Annotated in this window: 19 protein-coding genes; 7 read left to right on the top strand and 12 right to left on the bottom strand. The window is 30.5% G+C overall.

The window, feature by feature from the left end; translation table 11 throughout:
* The first annotated feature begins 67 nt into the window (after positions 1-67).
* Positions 68-334, top strand: a complete 267-nt coding sequence (locus Q0998_RS11585; protein WP_299670129.1) for a hypothetical protein — start codon at positions 68-70, stop codon at positions 332-334.
* Here the strand turns inward: Q0998_RS11585 and Q0998_RS11580 are convergent.
* From Q0998_RS11580 to Q0998_RS11550, 7 genes are all read right to left on the bottom strand, one after another.
* Positions 331-642, bottom strand: a complete 312-nt coding sequence (locus Q0998_RS11580; protein ID WP_299670128.1) for a DUF6787 family protein — start codon at positions 640-642, stop codon at positions 331-333. The two genes, Q0998_RS11585 and Q0998_RS11580, sit on opposite strands and share 4 nt — an antisense overlap.
* Positions 643-647: 5 nt before the next feature.
* Entirely contained in the window at positions 648-1,481 is an 834-nt protein-coding gene (gene lgt, locus Q0998_RS11575; protein WP_299670127.1) for a prolipoprotein diacylglyceryl transferase, read from the bottom strand.
* A 276-nt stretch (positions 1,482-1,757) separates the two neighbouring features.
* Positions 1,758-2,051, bottom strand: a complete 294-nt coding sequence (gene yidD / locus Q0998_RS11570) for a membrane protein insertion efficiency factor YidD (RefSeq protein ID WP_299670126.1) — start codon at positions 2,049-2,051, stop codon at positions 1,758-1,760.
* A 53-nt stretch (positions 2,052-2,104) separates the two neighbouring features.
* Complete coding sequence (gene cysS, locus Q0998_RS11565) at positions 2,105-3,583, bottom strand: cysteine--tRNA ligase (protein ID WP_299670125.1); 1,479 nt, start codon at positions 3,581-3,583, stop codon at positions 2,105-2,107.
* Positions 3,584-3,680: 97 nt separating this feature from the next.
* Positions 3,681-5,096 (bottom strand): hypothetical protein, encoded by a 1,416-nt coding sequence (locus Q0998_RS11560; RefSeq protein ID WP_299670124.1) that lies wholly within the window; start codon positions 5,094-5,096, stop codon positions 3,681-3,683.
* Positions 5,077-5,658, bottom strand: coding sequence for a hypothetical protein (locus Q0998_RS11555; RefSeq protein WP_299670123.1), 582 nt, complete (start codon positions 5,656-5,658; stop codon positions 5,077-5,079). The genes Q0998_RS11560 and Q0998_RS11555 overlap by 20 nt, the downstream gene beginning before the upstream one ends.
* Positions 5,642-6,199, bottom strand: a complete 558-nt coding sequence (locus Q0998_RS11550) for a sigma-70 family RNA polymerase sigma factor (protein ID WP_299670122.1) — start codon at positions 6,197-6,199, stop codon at positions 5,642-5,644. The genes Q0998_RS11555 and Q0998_RS11550 overlap by 17 nt, the downstream gene beginning before the upstream one ends.
* Positions 6,200-6,372: 173 nt before the next feature.
* On the opposite strand from Q0998_RS11550, the gene meaB reads away from it, so the two are divergent.
* On the top strand, positions 6,373-7,440 hold the full coding sequence (gene meaB, locus Q0998_RS11545; protein ID WP_299670121.1) for a methylmalonyl Co-A mutase-associated GTPase MeaB: 1,068 nt from the start codon (positions 6,373-6,375) through the stop codon (positions 7,438-7,440).
* A 184-nt stretch (positions 7,441-7,624) separates the two neighbouring features.
* Positions 7,625-8,296, top strand: coding sequence for a hypothetical protein (locus tag Q0998_RS11540; RefSeq protein WP_299670120.1), 672 nt, complete (start codon positions 7,625-7,627; stop codon positions 8,294-8,296).
* A gap of 88 nt (positions 8,297-8,384) precedes the next feature.
* Here Q0998_RS11540 and Q0998_RS11535 read toward each other — a convergent pair whose 3' ends face one another.
* The 4 genes from Q0998_RS11535 to Q0998_RS11520 form a co-directional block, all read right to left on the bottom strand.
* Positions 8,385-10,613, bottom strand: a complete 2,229-nt coding sequence (locus tag Q0998_RS11535; protein ID WP_299670119.1) for a TonB-dependent receptor — start codon at positions 10,611-10,613, stop codon at positions 8,385-8,387.
* Between the two features lie 23 nt (positions 10,614-10,636).
* Positions 10,637-11,926, bottom strand: a complete 1,290-nt coding sequence (locus Q0998_RS11530; protein ID WP_299670118.1) for a tetratricopeptide repeat protein — start codon at positions 11,924-11,926, stop codon at positions 10,637-10,639.
* Between the two features lie 130 nt (positions 11,927-12,056).
* Complete coding sequence (locus Q0998_RS11525) at positions 12,057-12,617, bottom strand: DUF4331 family protein (protein ID WP_299670117.1); 561 nt, start codon at positions 12,615-12,617, stop codon at positions 12,057-12,059.
* A gap of 25 nt (positions 12,618-12,642) precedes the next feature.
* Entirely contained in the window at positions 12,643-13,302 is a 660-nt protein-coding gene (locus tag Q0998_RS11520; RefSeq protein ID WP_299670116.1) for a DUF4331 family protein, read from the bottom strand.
* Positions 13,303-13,491: 189 nt separating this feature from the next.
* Here Q0998_RS11520 and Q0998_RS11515 point away from each other — a divergent pair, with 189 nt between their 5' ends.
* The 4 genes from Q0998_RS11515 (at position 13,492) to Q0998_RS11500 (ending at position 17,099) form a co-directional block, all read left to right on the top strand.
* A complete protein-coding gene (locus Q0998_RS11515) occupies positions 13,492-14,319 on the top strand; it encodes an ion transporter (RefSeq protein WP_299670115.1) in 828 nt (275 codons plus the stop codon).
* Entirely contained in the window at positions 14,319-15,227 is a 909-nt protein-coding gene (gene miaA, locus Q0998_RS11510; protein ID WP_299670114.1) for a tRNA (adenosine(37)-N6)-dimethylallyltransferase MiaA, read from the top strand. The genes Q0998_RS11515 and miaA overlap by 1 nt, the downstream gene beginning before the upstream one ends.
* Positions 15,224-16,486 carry a DUF2254 domain-containing protein gene (locus tag Q0998_RS11505; RefSeq protein ID WP_299670113.1) on the top strand — a complete coding sequence of 421 codons (1,263 nt, stop codon included), beginning with the start codon at positions 15,224-15,226 and terminating at the stop codon, positions 16,484-16,486. The genes miaA and Q0998_RS11505 overlap by 4 nt, the downstream gene beginning before the upstream one ends.
* A gap of 94 nt (positions 16,487-16,580) precedes the next feature.
* The gene (locus Q0998_RS11500) at positions 16,581-17,099 is read left to right on the top strand and encodes an OmpH family outer membrane protein (RefSeq protein WP_299670112.1); all 519 of its coding nucleotides are present in this window, start codon (positions 16,581-16,583) and stop codon (positions 17,097-17,099) included.
* A gap of 78 nt (positions 17,100-17,177) precedes the next feature.
* Here the strand turns inward: Q0998_RS11500 and Q0998_RS11495 are convergent, their stop codons facing one another.
* Complete coding sequence (locus Q0998_RS11495) at positions 17,178-17,402, bottom strand: hypothetical protein (RefSeq protein WP_299670111.1); 225 nt, start codon at positions 17,400-17,402, stop codon at positions 17,178-17,180.
* Between the last annotated feature and the right edge of the window lie 11 nt (positions 17,403-17,413).

Raw genomic sequence — 17,413 nt, 5'->3', positions numbered from 1 at the left:
TTAGTAAAATTATAGAATTCTCTAGATACCGAATATATTTTGGCAAGAAATTTGAATAGTGTAAAATATGAATAGTAAATATAAAAAATTAGCTGCGAGTATTGTTTTAGATTTAATCGGTTTTTTACCCATTCCTTTTTTCGACTTTATATGGGCTCCGATCTCTGGTTATATTATGACCAAAATGTACAAAGGAAAAGAAGGTAAAATTGCGGGTACTTTAAGTTTTGTGGAAGAAATTCTTCCTTTAGATTTCATCCCTACTTTTTCACTGATGTGGATTTATAGTTATGTAATTAACAAAAGAAAAAATGAAGAAATTATTGAAAATTAATCTTCCGTTTTAAATAAAAAGCCAAAACCCAACCTGCTTAGAAACTTTTTTTCAAACGCCCAAAAGAATTTAAATTGACCAAATAACCAACCTACAATTGGGAGTGTTAATTGATAAATTGGGAAGATCAATAAGATTCTTAAAGGCCAATAAATAAATCCTGATAGCGTGTCAGGATTTAAACCTATAAAATTGGTTACGGGTTTTGCAACCCATGCTGCAAAAGAACCATTGATTGCAAAAACGATAAATATAGCCACCAAAGACCAGTTGCTTGTAATATTCCAACGTTGTTTTAATTTCTCCATGAACTCTATGCTTCTTTATTAGATTTTCTAATCATTAACCAAACACCAATCAATACCAAAGGGATGCTTAAAACTTGACCTGTATTTAACGGACTAAAAATCCATTCTTCTCCTCGCTGTTGTACCTGTGGCTCTTTTAAAAATTCTATCACAAATCGTAAAGACCATAAAACAACCATAAACAAACCAAAAAGGAAACCAGTTTGGTATTTTTTGTTTGTTTTCCAGTACAAGTACCACATTACAAAAAATAAGGCCAAATAACTTAATCCTTCATACAGCTGTGTAGGATGTCTTGGAGCAGTTTCTCCTGCCGCTTTAAAAATAACACCAAAGTTAGAACCTGTTTCTTTCCCATAAATTTCTGAATTGAAAAAGTTTCCAAAACGAATAAAAAAACCTGCCAAAGCAACCATTATTGCCAGTCGATCTAAAATAAATAACCAAGGCTTTTGTAAATGTTTTTTTGCGTAAAAATACATCGCGATTGGAATACCAATGGCTGCACCATGACTAGCGAAACCAGTATAACCACTAAATTTCCATCCTTCAGCAGATTTTTTAAAGGGTAAAAATATTTCTAAAAGGTTGTGCTGGTAATAATCCCAGCTGTAAAAAAAAACATCTCCTAAACGCATTCCTATTAACATAGAAAGAAATACATACATAAATAGGGGATCCATTTTTTCTACAGGAATTTTATCTTCAATATAGATTTTCTTCATGAGCCTTAAACCTAGTAAAAATGCAGCTACAAACATTAAACTGTACCAGCGAATTACAAAAAAACCTAAATCTATTCCTATGGAAGGGTTCCACTCTATTGCTAAAAAATTCATATTTTATGTTCTATGTCTGGTCGAGCGTTCCGAAGCTTCGGAAGAGACCTCATTAATAAATCTCATTTTAATAAACTCTCGAGAACCTACGTTTAATACTTTCAATTAAAATGTTTTTTGATTTCGGTAATGCTCGAGTTATTCTTTTTAATTATTGCGAAAGTAATAAAGCAATCTCAATTTAGAAAGAAGATTGCTTCATCATTTTTTATCTGTCTAAAAATACCGGCTCGAAATGATCTTTTTATTTGAAATTAAAAGTCTATTTTCTAACTTCTATGCTCTTTTTTCTAATTTCTCAGGAACAGGATCATAACCACTTCCTCCCCAAGGATGACAACTAAATATTCTTTTCAATGCCAACCAACCACCAGAAAACAATCCGTGTTTTTGCAAAGCTTCTATGGTATAATGTGAACATGTTGGGCTATATCTGCATGTTGCGGGTGTGTATGGTGAAATGGCGCTTTGGTAAAAACGAACGAATAGTATGAATGGATATGATAAAAAGCCACCTTTCCCCCAAAGGGGAGAAAAACGGAATCTGTTTTTTTTAAAATCCTTCACCATTTTTATACGAATAGTTTTTTGCTCCTTCCCTTTGGGAAGGTTGGGATGGGCTTTTAGTTCACCAAAAACGTTGTGCCTTCTCTCCCATCTTTTAACTGAATTCCCAATGCAATTAATTCGTCCCTAATTTGATCTGACAATGCCCAATCTTTATTTTCTCTTGCTTCTTTTCTTAATTTGATGAGCAATTCAACAACTCCGTTTATTTTTTCTGAATTGTCTTGAGCACTTTCATTTAGCAAACCTAAAACATCAAAAATAAAACTGTTTAAAGTCATTTTAAATACTGATAAATCTTCTGCAGTTAAGCTGGCTTTATGTTCTTTTATCAGATTGATTACTTTTACAGCTTCAAACAAATGAGATATTAAAACGGGTGTATTAAAATCGTCATTCATGGCAGCGTAACAATCAGCTTTCCATTTTTGAACATTAAAAGTAGACGTTTTATCGGCTTCAATTTTATCAATAAAACTCACAGCTTCCATCAACTTCGAATGTCCTTTTTCTGATGCTTCTAAGGCTTCACCAGAAAAATCTAAAATGCTTCTATAATTGGCTTGCAGATTAAAAAAACGAACCACACTTGCGGTAAAAGCTTTTGGTAAAATGTTATTTTCTCCACTCAAAATTTCATTCGGTAAAATAAAATTCCCAGTAGATTTTGCCATCTTTTGGCTATTTAACAAGAGCATGTTTGTATGCATCCAATAGTTTACAGGTTTAACACCACTGCAGGTTTGCGATTGTGCAATTTCACATTCATGATGTGGAAATTTTAAATCCATTCCACCGCCATGAATGTCAAAGCTTTCGCCCAAATATTTTGTACTCATTACAGAACATTCTAAATGCCAACCAGGAAAACCATCAGACCAAGGAGAAGGCCAACGCATGATATGCCGCTCGTCTGCTTTTTTCCAAAGTGCAAAATCTTGTGGGTTTTTCTTGTCAGATTGTCCGTCTAAAGTTCTTGTATTGTGTATTAAATCTTCTACTTTTCTTCCAGAAAGAATTCCGTAATGGCTGTTCTTATTGTATTCTAAAACATCAAAATATACAGAACCATTTACTTCATAGGCAAAACCTTTTGCTATGATTTCTTTGATCATTTCTATTTGCTCTACAATATGACCTGTTGCTGTTGGCTCTATACTTGGTGGTAAAAAGTTGTAGTTTTTTAAAACATTATGAAAATCTACCGTATATTTCTGTACAACTTCCATAGGTTCTATTTTTTCTAAACGTGCTTTTTTAGAAATTCTGTCTTCGCCTTCATCTGCATCATTTTCTAAATGACCTGCGTCTGTAATATTACGAACATAGCGCACTTTATAGCCTAGATGCAATAAATATCTATAGACAACGTCGAAGAACATAAAGGTTCTAACGTTTCCTAAATGGGCATTGCTATACACCGTTGGACCGCAAACATACATGCCTACATAGCCTTCTGTGATGGGTTTGAATTCTTCTTTAGTTTTGCTAAGAGAATTGTATACTTTAAGTTGATTTTCTTTGTAGAGTTCCATTAAAAAAGTGACTATTTACAGCGGATAAAGATAGTTACTTTATTGAGAATAGAGAAATGGAATTTGAGTGAAGTTTGCTAAGAAAAGAGATGAAAAACTATTTGATTATGATTGTACTTAAATCTGAATTTAAATTGATCATATTTTTTGTTTGACTATTGATAACTTCTGATTTAGAGCTCATTTCATACTTTTTAAAAACTTTGTTTAAAAAATCAAATGAAGATTTATTATCTAATTTGCTTCTATTGATGTTATAATGAAAAGAAGTTTTTACTTTATCTAACACCATAATAGCATTAGATTGACTTAAGTTTAAGACAAATTCTTCAAAATTTGGGTGAAAACTTTCTATGGTTAATTCGCCAAACTGATCAGAAATATGTACGTTTTTATTAATACTAAGAATATTCACATCTGATGAGTTATTAGATAAAGTTGTATTTGTAACTGATGCTATTTTAGCATCAGTTACATTGTTTAAAAATAAAGTACAGGCATTTAAGCTGTTAATACTTACAGGAGAATAATTGATGGTTAATTTTCCACCATTTAAATTATTGGCATCAAAAGAACCATATTTTACGTTACCAGAAGCCACTGTGTTTGGCAGCTTTACTTTACAATGGCGGGTGTTTAAATTAAAAGTTGCTCCTTTTGGGACTTTGATTTCTAGTCTTTTCTTAATTTTGATTTTCTTGCCATTGATCATCAAATCATTTTCATCTGAATAAAAATTAAAATTCATGTTTTTTAAAAGCTCTTTGGCTTTTGCCAACTCTCTTCTCATTTGTTCCTTATCGATACTCTTTATTTGAAGTTTTGCTTTTTCTAAAGATTTTTTTAGCCTTTCTTTATTTATATGTTTCATTTTTTCTTTAGAGTTTTCTAAAGCTATCTTTAGTTTTCCACTACTATTTTTAAATTCCTTCTTTAGGTCTTCATATTTTTTACTTTTTTTAAACTTTTCCCATTCTTTTTTTGTTTTTATAATAATATGTTCGCCGTCTTTATGATATTCGAAAGCATATTTTCCATCTCTTTCCATATCTTCTTCCAAGTCTTCTAATGATTCAAAATCGAAGTCAAAGTCGAAATCGAAATCCATATCTGGAAGTACAATGGCTTCAATATTCGGCATCTCTATTTCTGGGAAATCAAAATCGTTAAAGAAAACAAAATCGTTTTTTAAACCCGACAAGCCACTTCCCTTAGAGGTAATTTTTACTTTACTTTTGTTTCCTAAAGCTTCAAAATTCCATTTTTTAAAATAGGTCGTCGCTTCTTTTTGAGACAAGCCTTCAATTTCTATAAAAGCATTTATTTGTACTTCATTTTTATTCCAAGTAGTTACATTGATCTCTGAATTGGATGCATTTATAACCACTTCAACATCTTTATTTACCTTAAAATTTTCAGTAAAATTTTCATTAAACTTTTGCGCAAATACAGTTCCTCCTAAGAAACATATAGCTAAAAGTGTTGGTATTTTTTTATATAATTTGAGTTTCATTTTGATTTGTGTTTAAATTTTTAAGTTGTTTTAATTGCTTTTTCAAGCGTTGTAACAGCTGTAAGCGTAATTGTAAATTACTAATCAATGCATCTATTGTTGAATCATTAACACCGTTATTGTTGAGCTCTTGGGTTAATGACTTGTATTCTTTGGTGAGTTCTGCAATTTTTAATAAATAGCCGTCAATTACTTCTTTATTTTCATCGGTCAATTCTAACTGACTAATTTCTAGATTGATGCTATTTTTATAATACTTTTCTATCGTTTCAAATTCTGGTGAAATGCCTCCTAAAGTAATCTTTTTAGATGTTGCGTTATTTTCCGTATTATTTTGGTTTAAGGGTGCTACGATAGTATCTGTCGGATAAAACTGAATTGCCAAACTAATGAGTAGCACTACTGAAGCGGCAATAGAAAGCCATTTAAAATTTATCTTTTTAGATTTTTCTTGCGGAAACTCTGCATGCAATAGTGCTTTAAACTTTTTTGAATGATTTGCAGATAATTCTATATCCTTCTCTTTATATTTATTTACTGAGTTTCTAATATCTTGCTGCATAACTCGTGTTTTTTAATTGTTCTTTCAATATTCTTTTTCCTCTTAATAAATTTGTTCTCGATGTATTTTCTGTGATGTTTAAAACCGTTGAAATCTCTTGATGATCATAGCCTTCTAATAAATACAAGGTCAATACCAATCTGTATTTTTCTTTTAAATTGTTTATCGTTTCAACAATTTCATCAACAGAAATGGTGCTTTCTACTTGCCAATCTTCGGCTTCTACCGTTGTAATTACTTCCTCATTAATAGCAACCAATTCTAATTTATTCTTTTTCAAGTGATCGATACTTTGGTTAATTACAATACGCTTTAACCAAGCACCAAAAGCCACCTCATTTTTATAATTTTTTATATATTTAAATGCTTTTATAAAAGCATCTTGCATAACATCTTCCGCAATACACCGATCTTTCACATATCTGTGAGCCACAATAAACATTGCCTTGCAATACAAATTATACAACTGCATTTGCGCTTTGGCATTGTTGTTTTTGCATTGGTCAATGATGGGTTGATGTAACTGTTTGGTTGATTTCATTGAAATGTTCTTACTCTAAAGACGACACATTTTTAAGAGTGTTGCAAAATTTAAAAAATAAAATGCAAAGTGGTTGTTAAAGTTTCTATAGAAAGCAAAAAAATCTTTGTGAACGCTGTAAAAAACTTTGCTTCTTTGCGGTTAATCCTTAAATTTACACAATTACTTTTAAGATGGATAAAAAAAAATCTGCATTACAAGAAAATAAAGGAGTTTCTCAACCAGAAACGACCAGTAAATCGAGTGCAGAAAAAATTAAACTCAGTAGAGTAAAACAAAACTCTGTAGCCGAGTTTGTTACGCGTATTTTAGAAGGAAACATCACCTTTTTAAGCAAAGCCATCACTTTGGTTGAAAGTACAAACTCAAAACACCAACAAAAAGCAAACGAAATTTTAGAACGCTGTTTGCCGTACGCAAACAATTCTGTAAGAATAGGAATTACAGGAGTGCCTGGTGTGGGTAAAAGTACTTTTATTGAAGCCTTTGGCAAACACCTAACGAGTCAGGGAAAAAAAGTAGCGGTGTTGGCTGTAGACCCAAGTAGTTCTGTAAATAGTGGAAGTATTTTAGGTGATAAAACCAGAATGGAACAATTAGTTACTGATACAAATGCTTTTATTAGACCTTCTCCTTCCGGAACTTCTTTAGGTGGCGTTGCACAAAAAACACGCGAAAGCATTATTCTTTGCGAAGCGGCAGGTTTTGATACCATTATTATAGAAACGGTAGGTGTTGGGCAGTCTGAAACCGTAGTACATTCTATGGTAGATTTCTTTTTATTGTTGAAATTGGCTGGTGCAGGCGACGAATTGCAAGGCATTAAACGCGGAATTATAGAAATGGCAGATGCTATTGTAATTAATAAAGCAGATGGCGAAAACAAACAAAACGCAAAAATTGCCAAAGTTGAATTTAACAGAGCGTTGCATTTGTATCCGTTAAAAGAGAGTAAATGGCAACCAAAAGTACTTACTTCGAGTGCATTACATAACGTGGGGATTGAAAAAATTGACAATATGATTGTGGATTATATTTCTTTAACGAAAGAAAATAAGTATTTCTACCAGAAAAGAAATGATCAAAATAAGTTTTGGTTATTGTCTGCTATTGAGCAACAATTAAAAGCTAATTTTTACAGCAATAAAAACGTAAAGAAAGCATTACAAGAAGAAATTAAAAATTTAGAAAACGGAAAAACAACTCCTTTTTCTGCTGCTAAAAAGTTGTTAGATTTATAAAATTTTTCAAAACTTAAACATAAAGAATTTCTTGAAATCGATTATCCCAAAGGCAGAGTCCCGAGGAATTATTTTAGATTAACTTCTCTATAAAAACTAAAATTTTTAATTTTTGGTGTAATAATTCTTTCTCATTGAACGCAACCAATAGTAAATTAAAGCATCTATAAAAAAACGAACAGTTATGAAAAAATCTTTTTTGGTAAGTGTTTTTGCCTTTTTTTTACTGGTATCTTGTATAGATGAAGATTCATTCCCACAAATTGAAACTATAACAGAAGGAAAAAAATGGACGCTTGAAATGGGAAGCAGTCCGTCTGAAGTCTACACACAACTACAAGAATTCAATTTAGAGAAAAATTTTAATACTGTGGCTATCGCTTATAGGCAGCCTTATTCGAGTCCGGAAGAAATAAAGAGTGATATTTCATTATATAATTCAATCTCATTACAGACAACATCTGGGGTTTTAGAAAGAGTTCTCATAAGTTTTGACCAAGATAAAGTAAGCGCTATAGAAAAAGGAGGAGGACTTTTAGATCCTATTCAATATTGGCCTGAAAACCAACCCAATGATATTTCAATTCATGTAGATGATCCTCTTGAAATCATTCAACAAAAATTAATTGCAATTTATCAAATATCAACATATCAAGAATATCAAATTATTTTACCTGATAAATTGTTAGCAAAATCCTATGACCCTGAGATGAAAAATTATGAGGAATGGCTTTTTGTTTTTTCGGAAAGTATTTCTTCCTTACGAGAGGGCAGAACTTATGTACGCCTATACTTTAAAAATGAAAAATTAGTCAAGATTAGAACTGAATATGAAGAGTTTGATTTTGTTATTTAGGTTAGAAAACAAAATATCCGTTACAAATTGCAACGGATATTTTCATCCAACTAAAATCAACCAAAATAAAAATAGTTAATTATTTTTTCTAAAATGCATAATGAATGCTAGCTTTTGCGAAAAATGGTGTTCCTGGTGTAAAGTGAATTTCTTCTACAGCATTAGCTTCATTTTGCAATCTAGATTCTGTTGCAAATTGCGTTTCATTCCAAGCAACATCAAAAATATTTTCTATTGCCAAACCTAAAGTAATATTGTTATTCATTTTATAATTGATGTTAAAATCTGCTATAAAATAACCTTCTGCAATTATAGAATTGTCTTCATTTGCTGGTCTATCATCAATAAATCTATATTGTAAACCTCCCGAAAAATTTCCTAAGTTAGAAATAGACAAACCTCCTGCCATTGTAAAATCTGGCGCTAATGGAATATAATCTTCTCCACTAACATTCTCTAAACTTCTTGCCTTTGTAAATGTTAGATCTGTATTAAAAAACAACCAATCTGTAAATTGATATCTTACACCTAAATCTAGACCAAAACGTTCAGATTCTCCAGATGGCTCAATAATACCTGCATCACCAACATACACAAATTCTTCTTCAGATAATAAATACCAAACTGCTGTATTTAAAACCATATTCTTAGTTGGTTTCCAAACGTTCCCGAAGTCTAAACCATAGGCTCTTGGTAATATTTTATCTGCATTTTGTTGTAATACAACTCTTGCATCATTAGAATGAAAACCAATACCAGCTTTAAAAAACCATTGTAAATTATCGTTCTGAGCATATAAAAAATTTAATTTTGGAGCTACAATTGCTTTGTTTTTAGTTAAAGTTTTGTAGTCAGTTTGTAAAGCATCATTATAGATAAATTTAAAATAGTCTAAACGAACTGCGGGTGAAATTTTAAATTTACCTAATTCAAATTCTGAATTAAAAAATGCATACATATTGGTTTGTCTTACATTTCCTAATTGAATTTTATCTATAACTTCTTTTCTATTTTTAGTATGAGAAAGTTCAATATCATTTATTAAATCATAACGTAAACCTATTCCTTTTGTAAACTTTGCTTCTACATCTCCATATTCCTTATTAGAAATAATTTGTGCATTTGCACCAAAAATGTCTCTATTTTCGAATTGTTTTATTTGATCTCCGTTAATAGGATCTTCTAAAAAGAATGTAAAATTAGAAAACAATTCAAAATTATAATTAGAATAAAAAATATTACTTTTTAAAATTGATTCTTCAGATAAGACTTTATTTAATTGAACATTAAAATTTGTTCTCGAAGTAGTTCCTCCTTCAGTATCATCTATGGCACCAAAACGAGTGATATTTCCATTTTCAACTTCTCTTTTGGGTATTTGACCAGAAGCATCCCAACTACTTGTAAAATGTGAAGCTGTTGCTATAACTCTATCTTTTCCCGTTAAAAAAGTATTGTATTTCGCGAATACATTTAACCTGTTAAAATTCTGTGGAGATTCGAAAGGTCCATCATTGGCAATATATTCTATAGCAATATAGGCATCTTCATCTTTTTTATTTTCTAAAAGATGAAACATTCCCAAAAATCTTTGAGAATTAAACTGACCAGCTTCTAAAGAAATTGTGCTTTCCTGAAGGCTACTTTTTGTTGAAAAACTAACATAACCCGCTGTATTAAAATCTCCTTGATTCGCATAATAAGAACCTTTCCCAAAATCTATTTCATGTATGGTTTCTGGAATTATAAAATGTAAATCGCTATAACCCTGTCCATGAGCATGAGAAACCATATTAATTGGCATTCCGTCTACAGAAAGTGCTATATCTGTACCATGATCGATATCGAAACCACGTAAAAATATTTGTTCAGCTTTTCCTCCTCCGGCATGCTGACCAATAATTAAACCGGGTACTTTTCTTAAAATTTCTTGAGAATTATTTACAGGATTTACTAATAAATCTATCTTAGAGATAGTTTGTAACGCGTTTATTTCTTTTCGTAAAACCAATTCTTCTAATTGAAAAATTTTAGTTTCTAAAACAATAATTAAATCTTTAAAACTCGTTTTTGAAAGTACAACTTCTTGTTTTTCGAAGCCTAAAATTCCTATTTGAATTATATCTCCTATTTTAGAATTAGTAATTTTAAAACTACCATTTAAGTCTGTGTGCGTATGAGAATTTGATGTTACATTAAAAACATATGCATTCTCTATTGGTGCATTAAAAACATCTAAAACGCGTCCTTTTAACTCTTGACCAAATGTCTGCAAACAACTTATTATAAGAATAAATAGTACAAATTTACTTTTCATATTTTATTATTTAACTAGCAAATTTAAATATTTTTAATGTCTTTTTCTGCTAGAGGACCCAATTCGTAAATACTTTCTATCAATTCCTTTTTTAATTTCATAGCCTCCTCTACGCTACCATTCGCTTTTAAAATATAAGCGGTGTGTAATAATGCTTCAGGTTCAAAAGTTTTATTAATTACGTACCTTTCTACAATTTCTAACGCTTTTTCTTTTTGCCCGTTTTTAAAGTAAGACCAAGCCAATAAATCATAAGATTGCGCTGTTGGTCTTTCTGAAACCTCTTGTACTGCGATTGTTAATGCTTTCTTGCTATTATTATCTGCATGTAATAAAACGTCGTATTTATGATACATTACCCCATAATTTGAATCAGATACTTTTGTTAAATATTTTGCTATTTGTCTTTCTTTTTGATTATTATTTCCTATAAAACCTAAAATTTCTGCTTTTAATAAATGATAATCTGGCGCTATATTTTCTTTGGTAACTGCGTCTAAAATTCGCAATGCTTCTTCAGGGTTTCTTTCATAAGAATAGACGATCCAAGCAATTCCTTTTTTTGCATAGCTATCATTAGGATTTAGTGCTAATGCTTTTAAATACGCATTATAAGAGTCTTCTATTCTTCCTGCATGGCCATAATAATCGGCAAGGTTTGTATAATTCCATTGAATTAAGGCTTTGTTATTAGAAGATTTTGCAATTGCTAAAGAAGCTTCTAAATATTGAATGGCTTTATCTAAATTGCCCATATGATCGTTGAATTTAGAAATTCTAATTAAGTAATCGAAGCTTTTAAAGTTTTTAACTTTAGATAAGTAATGTTCTGTTGCTTCTAAGTTTCCTAGTTCTAAATAAACATCAATCAGCATCAATTGCGTTTGTTCTAAATTTTCACCATTTATTTCAGCTTTTTGAAGCAATGCCAACGCTTCTTTAAATCTGTGTTGAGAAATATAATTTCTAGACAAACTCCTTAAATAGCCTGCGTTGTTATATTTTGTTTTTTCATTTGCGAATATTAAGTTTTTTTCAGCATTTTTAAGCGAAGCTATTTCTCCTGTTAATTTAAAAATAGCAGTATTTGCACATGCAAATTTTGCATTGTAAGGATATTGATCTGGCGTGTTTTTTAACTTTTGCTCCCAAAAATTAAAATCTAATTTTACTTGTTCTAAAGATTCGTTTTTTACGCTATTTAAATAAACGTTATAATCATTCGTATTCGTTATTTGGGTGTTTGGTTTTGTGTTGCAACTTGTTGCTATTGTAAAAGTTACACATACTAAAATAAGTTGGAAGTATTTCATTGTTTGTGTTTTAAAAGTTAGTAGAAAACTTGGTGTAATTTATAGAGGTTTTACACCAAGTTTACAAAGGGTAATTTTTATTTTAAACTGGCACACATTCCCCCAAACGTGTACCAGATTTAAAAAACTTCTACCAAGGTGAAGCTAAATATGGAAAGCTTGTTAAAAAATCTTTGTCATTTCCATCTACATTATCATCCGATAAAGTTGGATTTTCTTTAAAATCTTCTCCTCCAAAAATTAATAATAACTCTACAGTAATTACATCATCTGCCAAAGCTCTACCTGTTAACACATTTGTACCGTCATAAAAAGTGGTTTTACCATCTAAAGTAACGTTTAAAACGTCCGTTGCTAATAAACCAGTAAAGGCTGCTGCATCTTGTCCTAAAGCATTTTTATCTCCTGAATTTGCAAAAGCAGGACTTAATCCTTTTAAATTTGCTTCAAACATCGATTGAAATTTGGCATTCTGTTCAGAAGGAATGGTTGCATTGAATTCATCTTTCTTACCTGAAGAAACAAAAACCGTATTTACTGCGGGTCTTCCCATTTGATCTTTCATAACAAAAGTTCCCGAAAAATCTACCATTGCTGTTACTTCTAAATCATTGTCTTTATTATTACAGCTCATCAATGTAAATGATGCCATTAAAAATGCTGCTGTGTATTTTATAAAATTGTTTTTCATGATATGTTGTTTTTTAGTTCGTTTATTATTGTTTTACTTTTGCTTCTACCCAAGTATTGATTGTACCTGAAGTACCTACCATACTTTTAGGAACTTCTACTACGATAGATAATACATTAGAGCCTGCAAATGTATCTTGACCCTCTGTTCTAAAAGAAGTTTCTGTTCCATTCACAACGATATCAGTATATCTCGCAAAATCCATAAAGAAAGGATCATCTCTTGGTCCTGCAAACATTTTCATTCCTGCGCTATTTGTTGCTGTTATAGCAGTGTTTCCATAAGGTGTAATCGCAACCTCACCTGTAATAGAAGACATGGTTGAAATACTACTGTTTTTTCCGGTAGACGATGGACCTACTGGACCAAAGAAATACATTTTACCATCTCTTGGTATTGCTTGTATTACCAAATCTTCAACATTGTCACCATTTGTGTCGATATTAAATTCTACCAAAACATTTTCATCAAAAGATGCCGTTCCTGTTGCTGTAGGACTTAACAAACCTTGAACGCTTGCCACAAATACCAAATTATCTGTATCTTCTCCTTGAAAAGCGTAGAAATCTGTAATGTCTGCAGAAGTTCCTGTTGTTGAAGGCGCATCAATATGATCTGCCGCAATTGTAATTAAACCGATAATTGCAACAATTACAGTTCCTAATAAAATTTTACTTTTTTTCATTTTGTGAGTTTTTAGTTTATATTTAATTGAATCTCATGTATACTTACGAGAAGAATTCGCATACGGTTTTAAAAAAGGTGCTTTTTTTTACTTTATTTAAAAACCCTTATGAATACTGATAAAAAGAGAAGTAAAAATTTTTAAATTCAGTAAATAATTGTAGTATTGTAATAGAAAATAAGCTAAATTTTGAGTACTTCTAAAAACAAACCTTCTTGGAAACTAAGACTTCATGAAATTATCTATGAGGCAGATACCAAAGAAGGTAAATTATTTGACATTGTCTTACTAATTATCATTATAGCAAGTATTTTGCTGGTAATGCTAGAAAGTATAGAAAGTTTTGATACTAAGTACCATGATCTATTAAATATCGGAGAATGGATTATCACGATTTTTTTTACAATTGAATATATTTTACGCATTGTTTCTATAAACAAACCATTTAAATATGTTTTAAGTTTTTATGGAGTCATAGATTTCCTGTCTACGATACCCAAATACCTTGCTTTGATATTTGTAGGTTCTCAAAGTTTGGTTGCTTTTAGAGCTTTGAGACTGCTAAGAGTTTTTAGAATATTAAAATTAGGTAGGTATATAGGTGCTTCTAATAAATTATTATTAGCTTTAAAAGCTAGCAAAGCTAAAATTGCAGTTTTCTTATTTTTTGTAGTGATTATTTGTGTCATTTTAGGAACGGTAATGTATATGATAGAAGGTGAAGAAAACGGTTTTACAAATATTCCTAAAAGTATTTACTGGGCAATTGTGACTTTAACAACGGTTGGTTTTGGTGATATTGCACCCCAGACACCTTTAGGTCAATTAATTGCAAGTGTTATAATGATTCTTGGATATTCTATCATTGCAATTCCTACAGGTATTGTAAGTTCTGAAATGACAAAAAATGATATGGTTCCAGACACAAATACACAATCTTGCCCTACTTGTTTAAAAGAAAAACACGCAAAAAATGCTACGTTTTGTTACAACTGTGGTAGTATCTTAAACGAATAATGAATTCAAAAAACACCTTAATTACTATTGTTGGCCCTACTGCAATTGGAAAAACAGCCTTAAGCATAGCACTTGCAAAAGCGTATAATGCAAGTATTATTTCTTGTGATTCTAGACAGTTTTATAAAGAAATGACCATCGGTACTGCGGTCCCAGAACCTGAGGAATTAGCCGCTGCAAAGCACCATTTTATACAAAACAGAAGTATTTTTGAAGATTATAATGTGGGTGCTTTTGAAAGAGATGCATTGGCTAAATTAGATACACTTTTTAAAGAAAATCCAATTCAAATTATGGTGGGTGGTAGTGGTTTGTACGTAGATGCGGTATTAAAAGGCCTGGATTATTTTCCTGAAGTAGCTCCTGAGATTCGTAAAAAACTGACTATCCTGTTTGAAAAAGAAGGAATTGAATCGCTTCAAAAACAACTAAAAGAATTAGATTTAGAAACCTATCATACTATTGAATTAGACAATCCAAAACGATTGATTAGAGCTTTAGAAGTTTGCATTGGTTCGGGCATTGCCTATTCTACCTTTAAAAACAAACCCAAAAAACCTAGAAATTTTAACGTTCTAAAAATTGGTTTGAATGCAGATAGAGAAATCATTTACAACAGAATTAACAAGCGCGTAGATAACATGATTGCGAATGGATTGGTTGAAGAGGCAAAAAGTTTACACCTTCATAAAGACTTGAATGCGCTACAAACCGTTGGTTATAGAGAATTATTTGCTTATTTTGATGGCGATTTTACAAAAGAATTTGCCATTTCTGAGATTAAAAAAAATACAAGGCGTTTTGCCAAAAGACAATTAACCTGGTTTAAACGAGATAAAGAAATTATTTGGTTTGATTATAAAACTGATATTGAACGCATTATTGAAGATATTAAAAACAACTTATGAAAGATAAATTAACACTTTTTTTTAGAAAAATTTATCACTTAAAAGACAAAATAGCCTTTTTTCCATCGATTATTTCTTTTGCAGGTTGCTTATTCGCATACACAATGATGTATGCAGAAAATAAAGGAATCTCTAAGTATCTTATTGACTTTTTACCAGAGTTGGTCATCAATAATATTGAAACTGCAAGAAATATTCTCACCACATTTATAGCGGGTTTAATTTCTATTATGGTGTTTAGTTTCTCTATGGTAATGATTTTATTAAACCAAGCTTCTAGTAATTTTTCACCAAGATTGTTACCAGGTTTAATCTCAAATAGAAAGCACCAAATAATTCTAGGTATTTATATTGCAACCATTTTGTATTGTATTTTTATACTTGTTTTTATAGAACCTACAGGTAATAAATATCAATTACCAGGTTTTTCTGTACTGTTAAGTATTATTTTTATGGTATTTTCTTTAGGAGCTTTTATCTATTTTATTCATTCTATATCTCAGGAAATTCAGATAGATTTTATTATGAACAGAATTACAAATGTTGCAAAAAATAAAATTAATACACTTCTAAAACTGGAAGAAGAGAGAGATTTTAATTTTCCAGACACGTCTAACTGGCATGTATTCAAATCTAAAGAAACAGGCTATTTTCAAGATATTTCTATTAAAATTTTAAAAGAAATTGCTACTAAAAATAGCTGTAAAATAGAAATTGTTTCTAAAAAAGGAACACTTTGTTATGAGAATGAAATGTTATTTAAAACAGAAAAAAAATTAGATGATGAAATTGTAGAAAAGATTTTTAATGCTTTCGATTTTTCTAAGGATGAATTTATAGATGATAATTATCTAATTGCCTTTAAACACTTAAAAGAAATTGCGCTAAAAGCAATGTCTCCAGGAATAAATGATCCTGGAACAGCAATGAATGCTATAGATTATTTGCACAAATTGTTTAAATTAAGAATTCGAAAAGAAGAAAAAGACTATATTTATGTAGATGACACCTGTATGATATTATTAAATATCATACCATTCGAAGATTTACTATATACTGTAATGGCTTCTTTAAGAACGTATTGTAAGCATGATGTTATTTTAGTCAAAAAAATGCTGCTTTTCTTAAAAGATTTAAAAAAGAAAACCACGGATAATGAGAAGAAAAAAAATATTAGTAAAGAAATTGAAAATATTTTAGCAGACGCTCAGAAAAGTATTTCCAATAAAAACGACTTAAAACGACTAGAGGGGATCTAAAATAAGTACCATTTATAAAATTTAACTTTTTTTATGACGGTTCCATTTGGCGAAATCTTTCGCTTTTATATCTTTGTAAGACTAAAAACAAATCATGAAATCAAAAATTACACTATTATTCATTGCTTTTATAAGCACTATTGCTGTAGCACAAACTAAGGTTGGTACAGTAGATAGCGATTATATTATAAATGTTATGCCAGAAGCTCAAATAGTTTTAAAAATGTCTCAAACCTATGGCGCAAAATTAGATTCTTCATTCACCATTAAAGTTGAAGATTTTAAATTGAAGTTAGAAGACTATAAAAAGAAAGAGAAAGAAATGGGTGCTTTAGAGAAAAAAACCATTCAAAAAGAATTGGCTGCTTTAGAGCAAGATATTAAAAAGTACCAACAGAATGGAAATACGTTAATGAGTCTTAAAAGAGATGAATTAATGCGCCCTCTCTATAAAAAATTAAACGAAGCAATTTCTGAAATTTCTAAAGCAAATGGGTATACGCAAGTTTTTACCACCACAGGAAATCAGTTTGCATATATAGATTCGAAATTCGATATTACAGAATTAGTGATTCAAAAATTAGGAATTGTAATTCCTGAGCCTAAGAAGTAACTAGAAAATAATAAAAACATAAAAAACCTCACATTTTTCTAAATGTGAGGTTTTTTATGTTTTTAAATGCTATTTTGATTACTCATATTGTTTCATTTCCTCGTCGTAAAAGGTACCCGCTTTGTCCATTAAATCGGCTAACTCTGTGGCAATATCTTCTTCATTTTCACCTGTTAAATCTTCGAACCATTCAATATCATCATCTTTTAAATTAATCACAAAACGTGGGAATTCTGTATGTAATACAAAGATGTCTTCAGGAAAATTGCTATTGTCTGCTAGTAAAAATTTTGGTAATTCCATATATTTTATTG

It is taken from the genome of uncultured Polaribacter sp., assembly GCF_947501385.1.
In the GTDB taxonomy this organism is placed as follows: Bacteria; Bacteroidota; Bacteroidia; order Flavobacteriales; family Flavobacteriaceae; genus Polaribacter.
The sequence above is the reverse complement of the archived record's forward strand: the minus strand, read 5'-3'. Positions and strand labels throughout refer to the sequence as shown.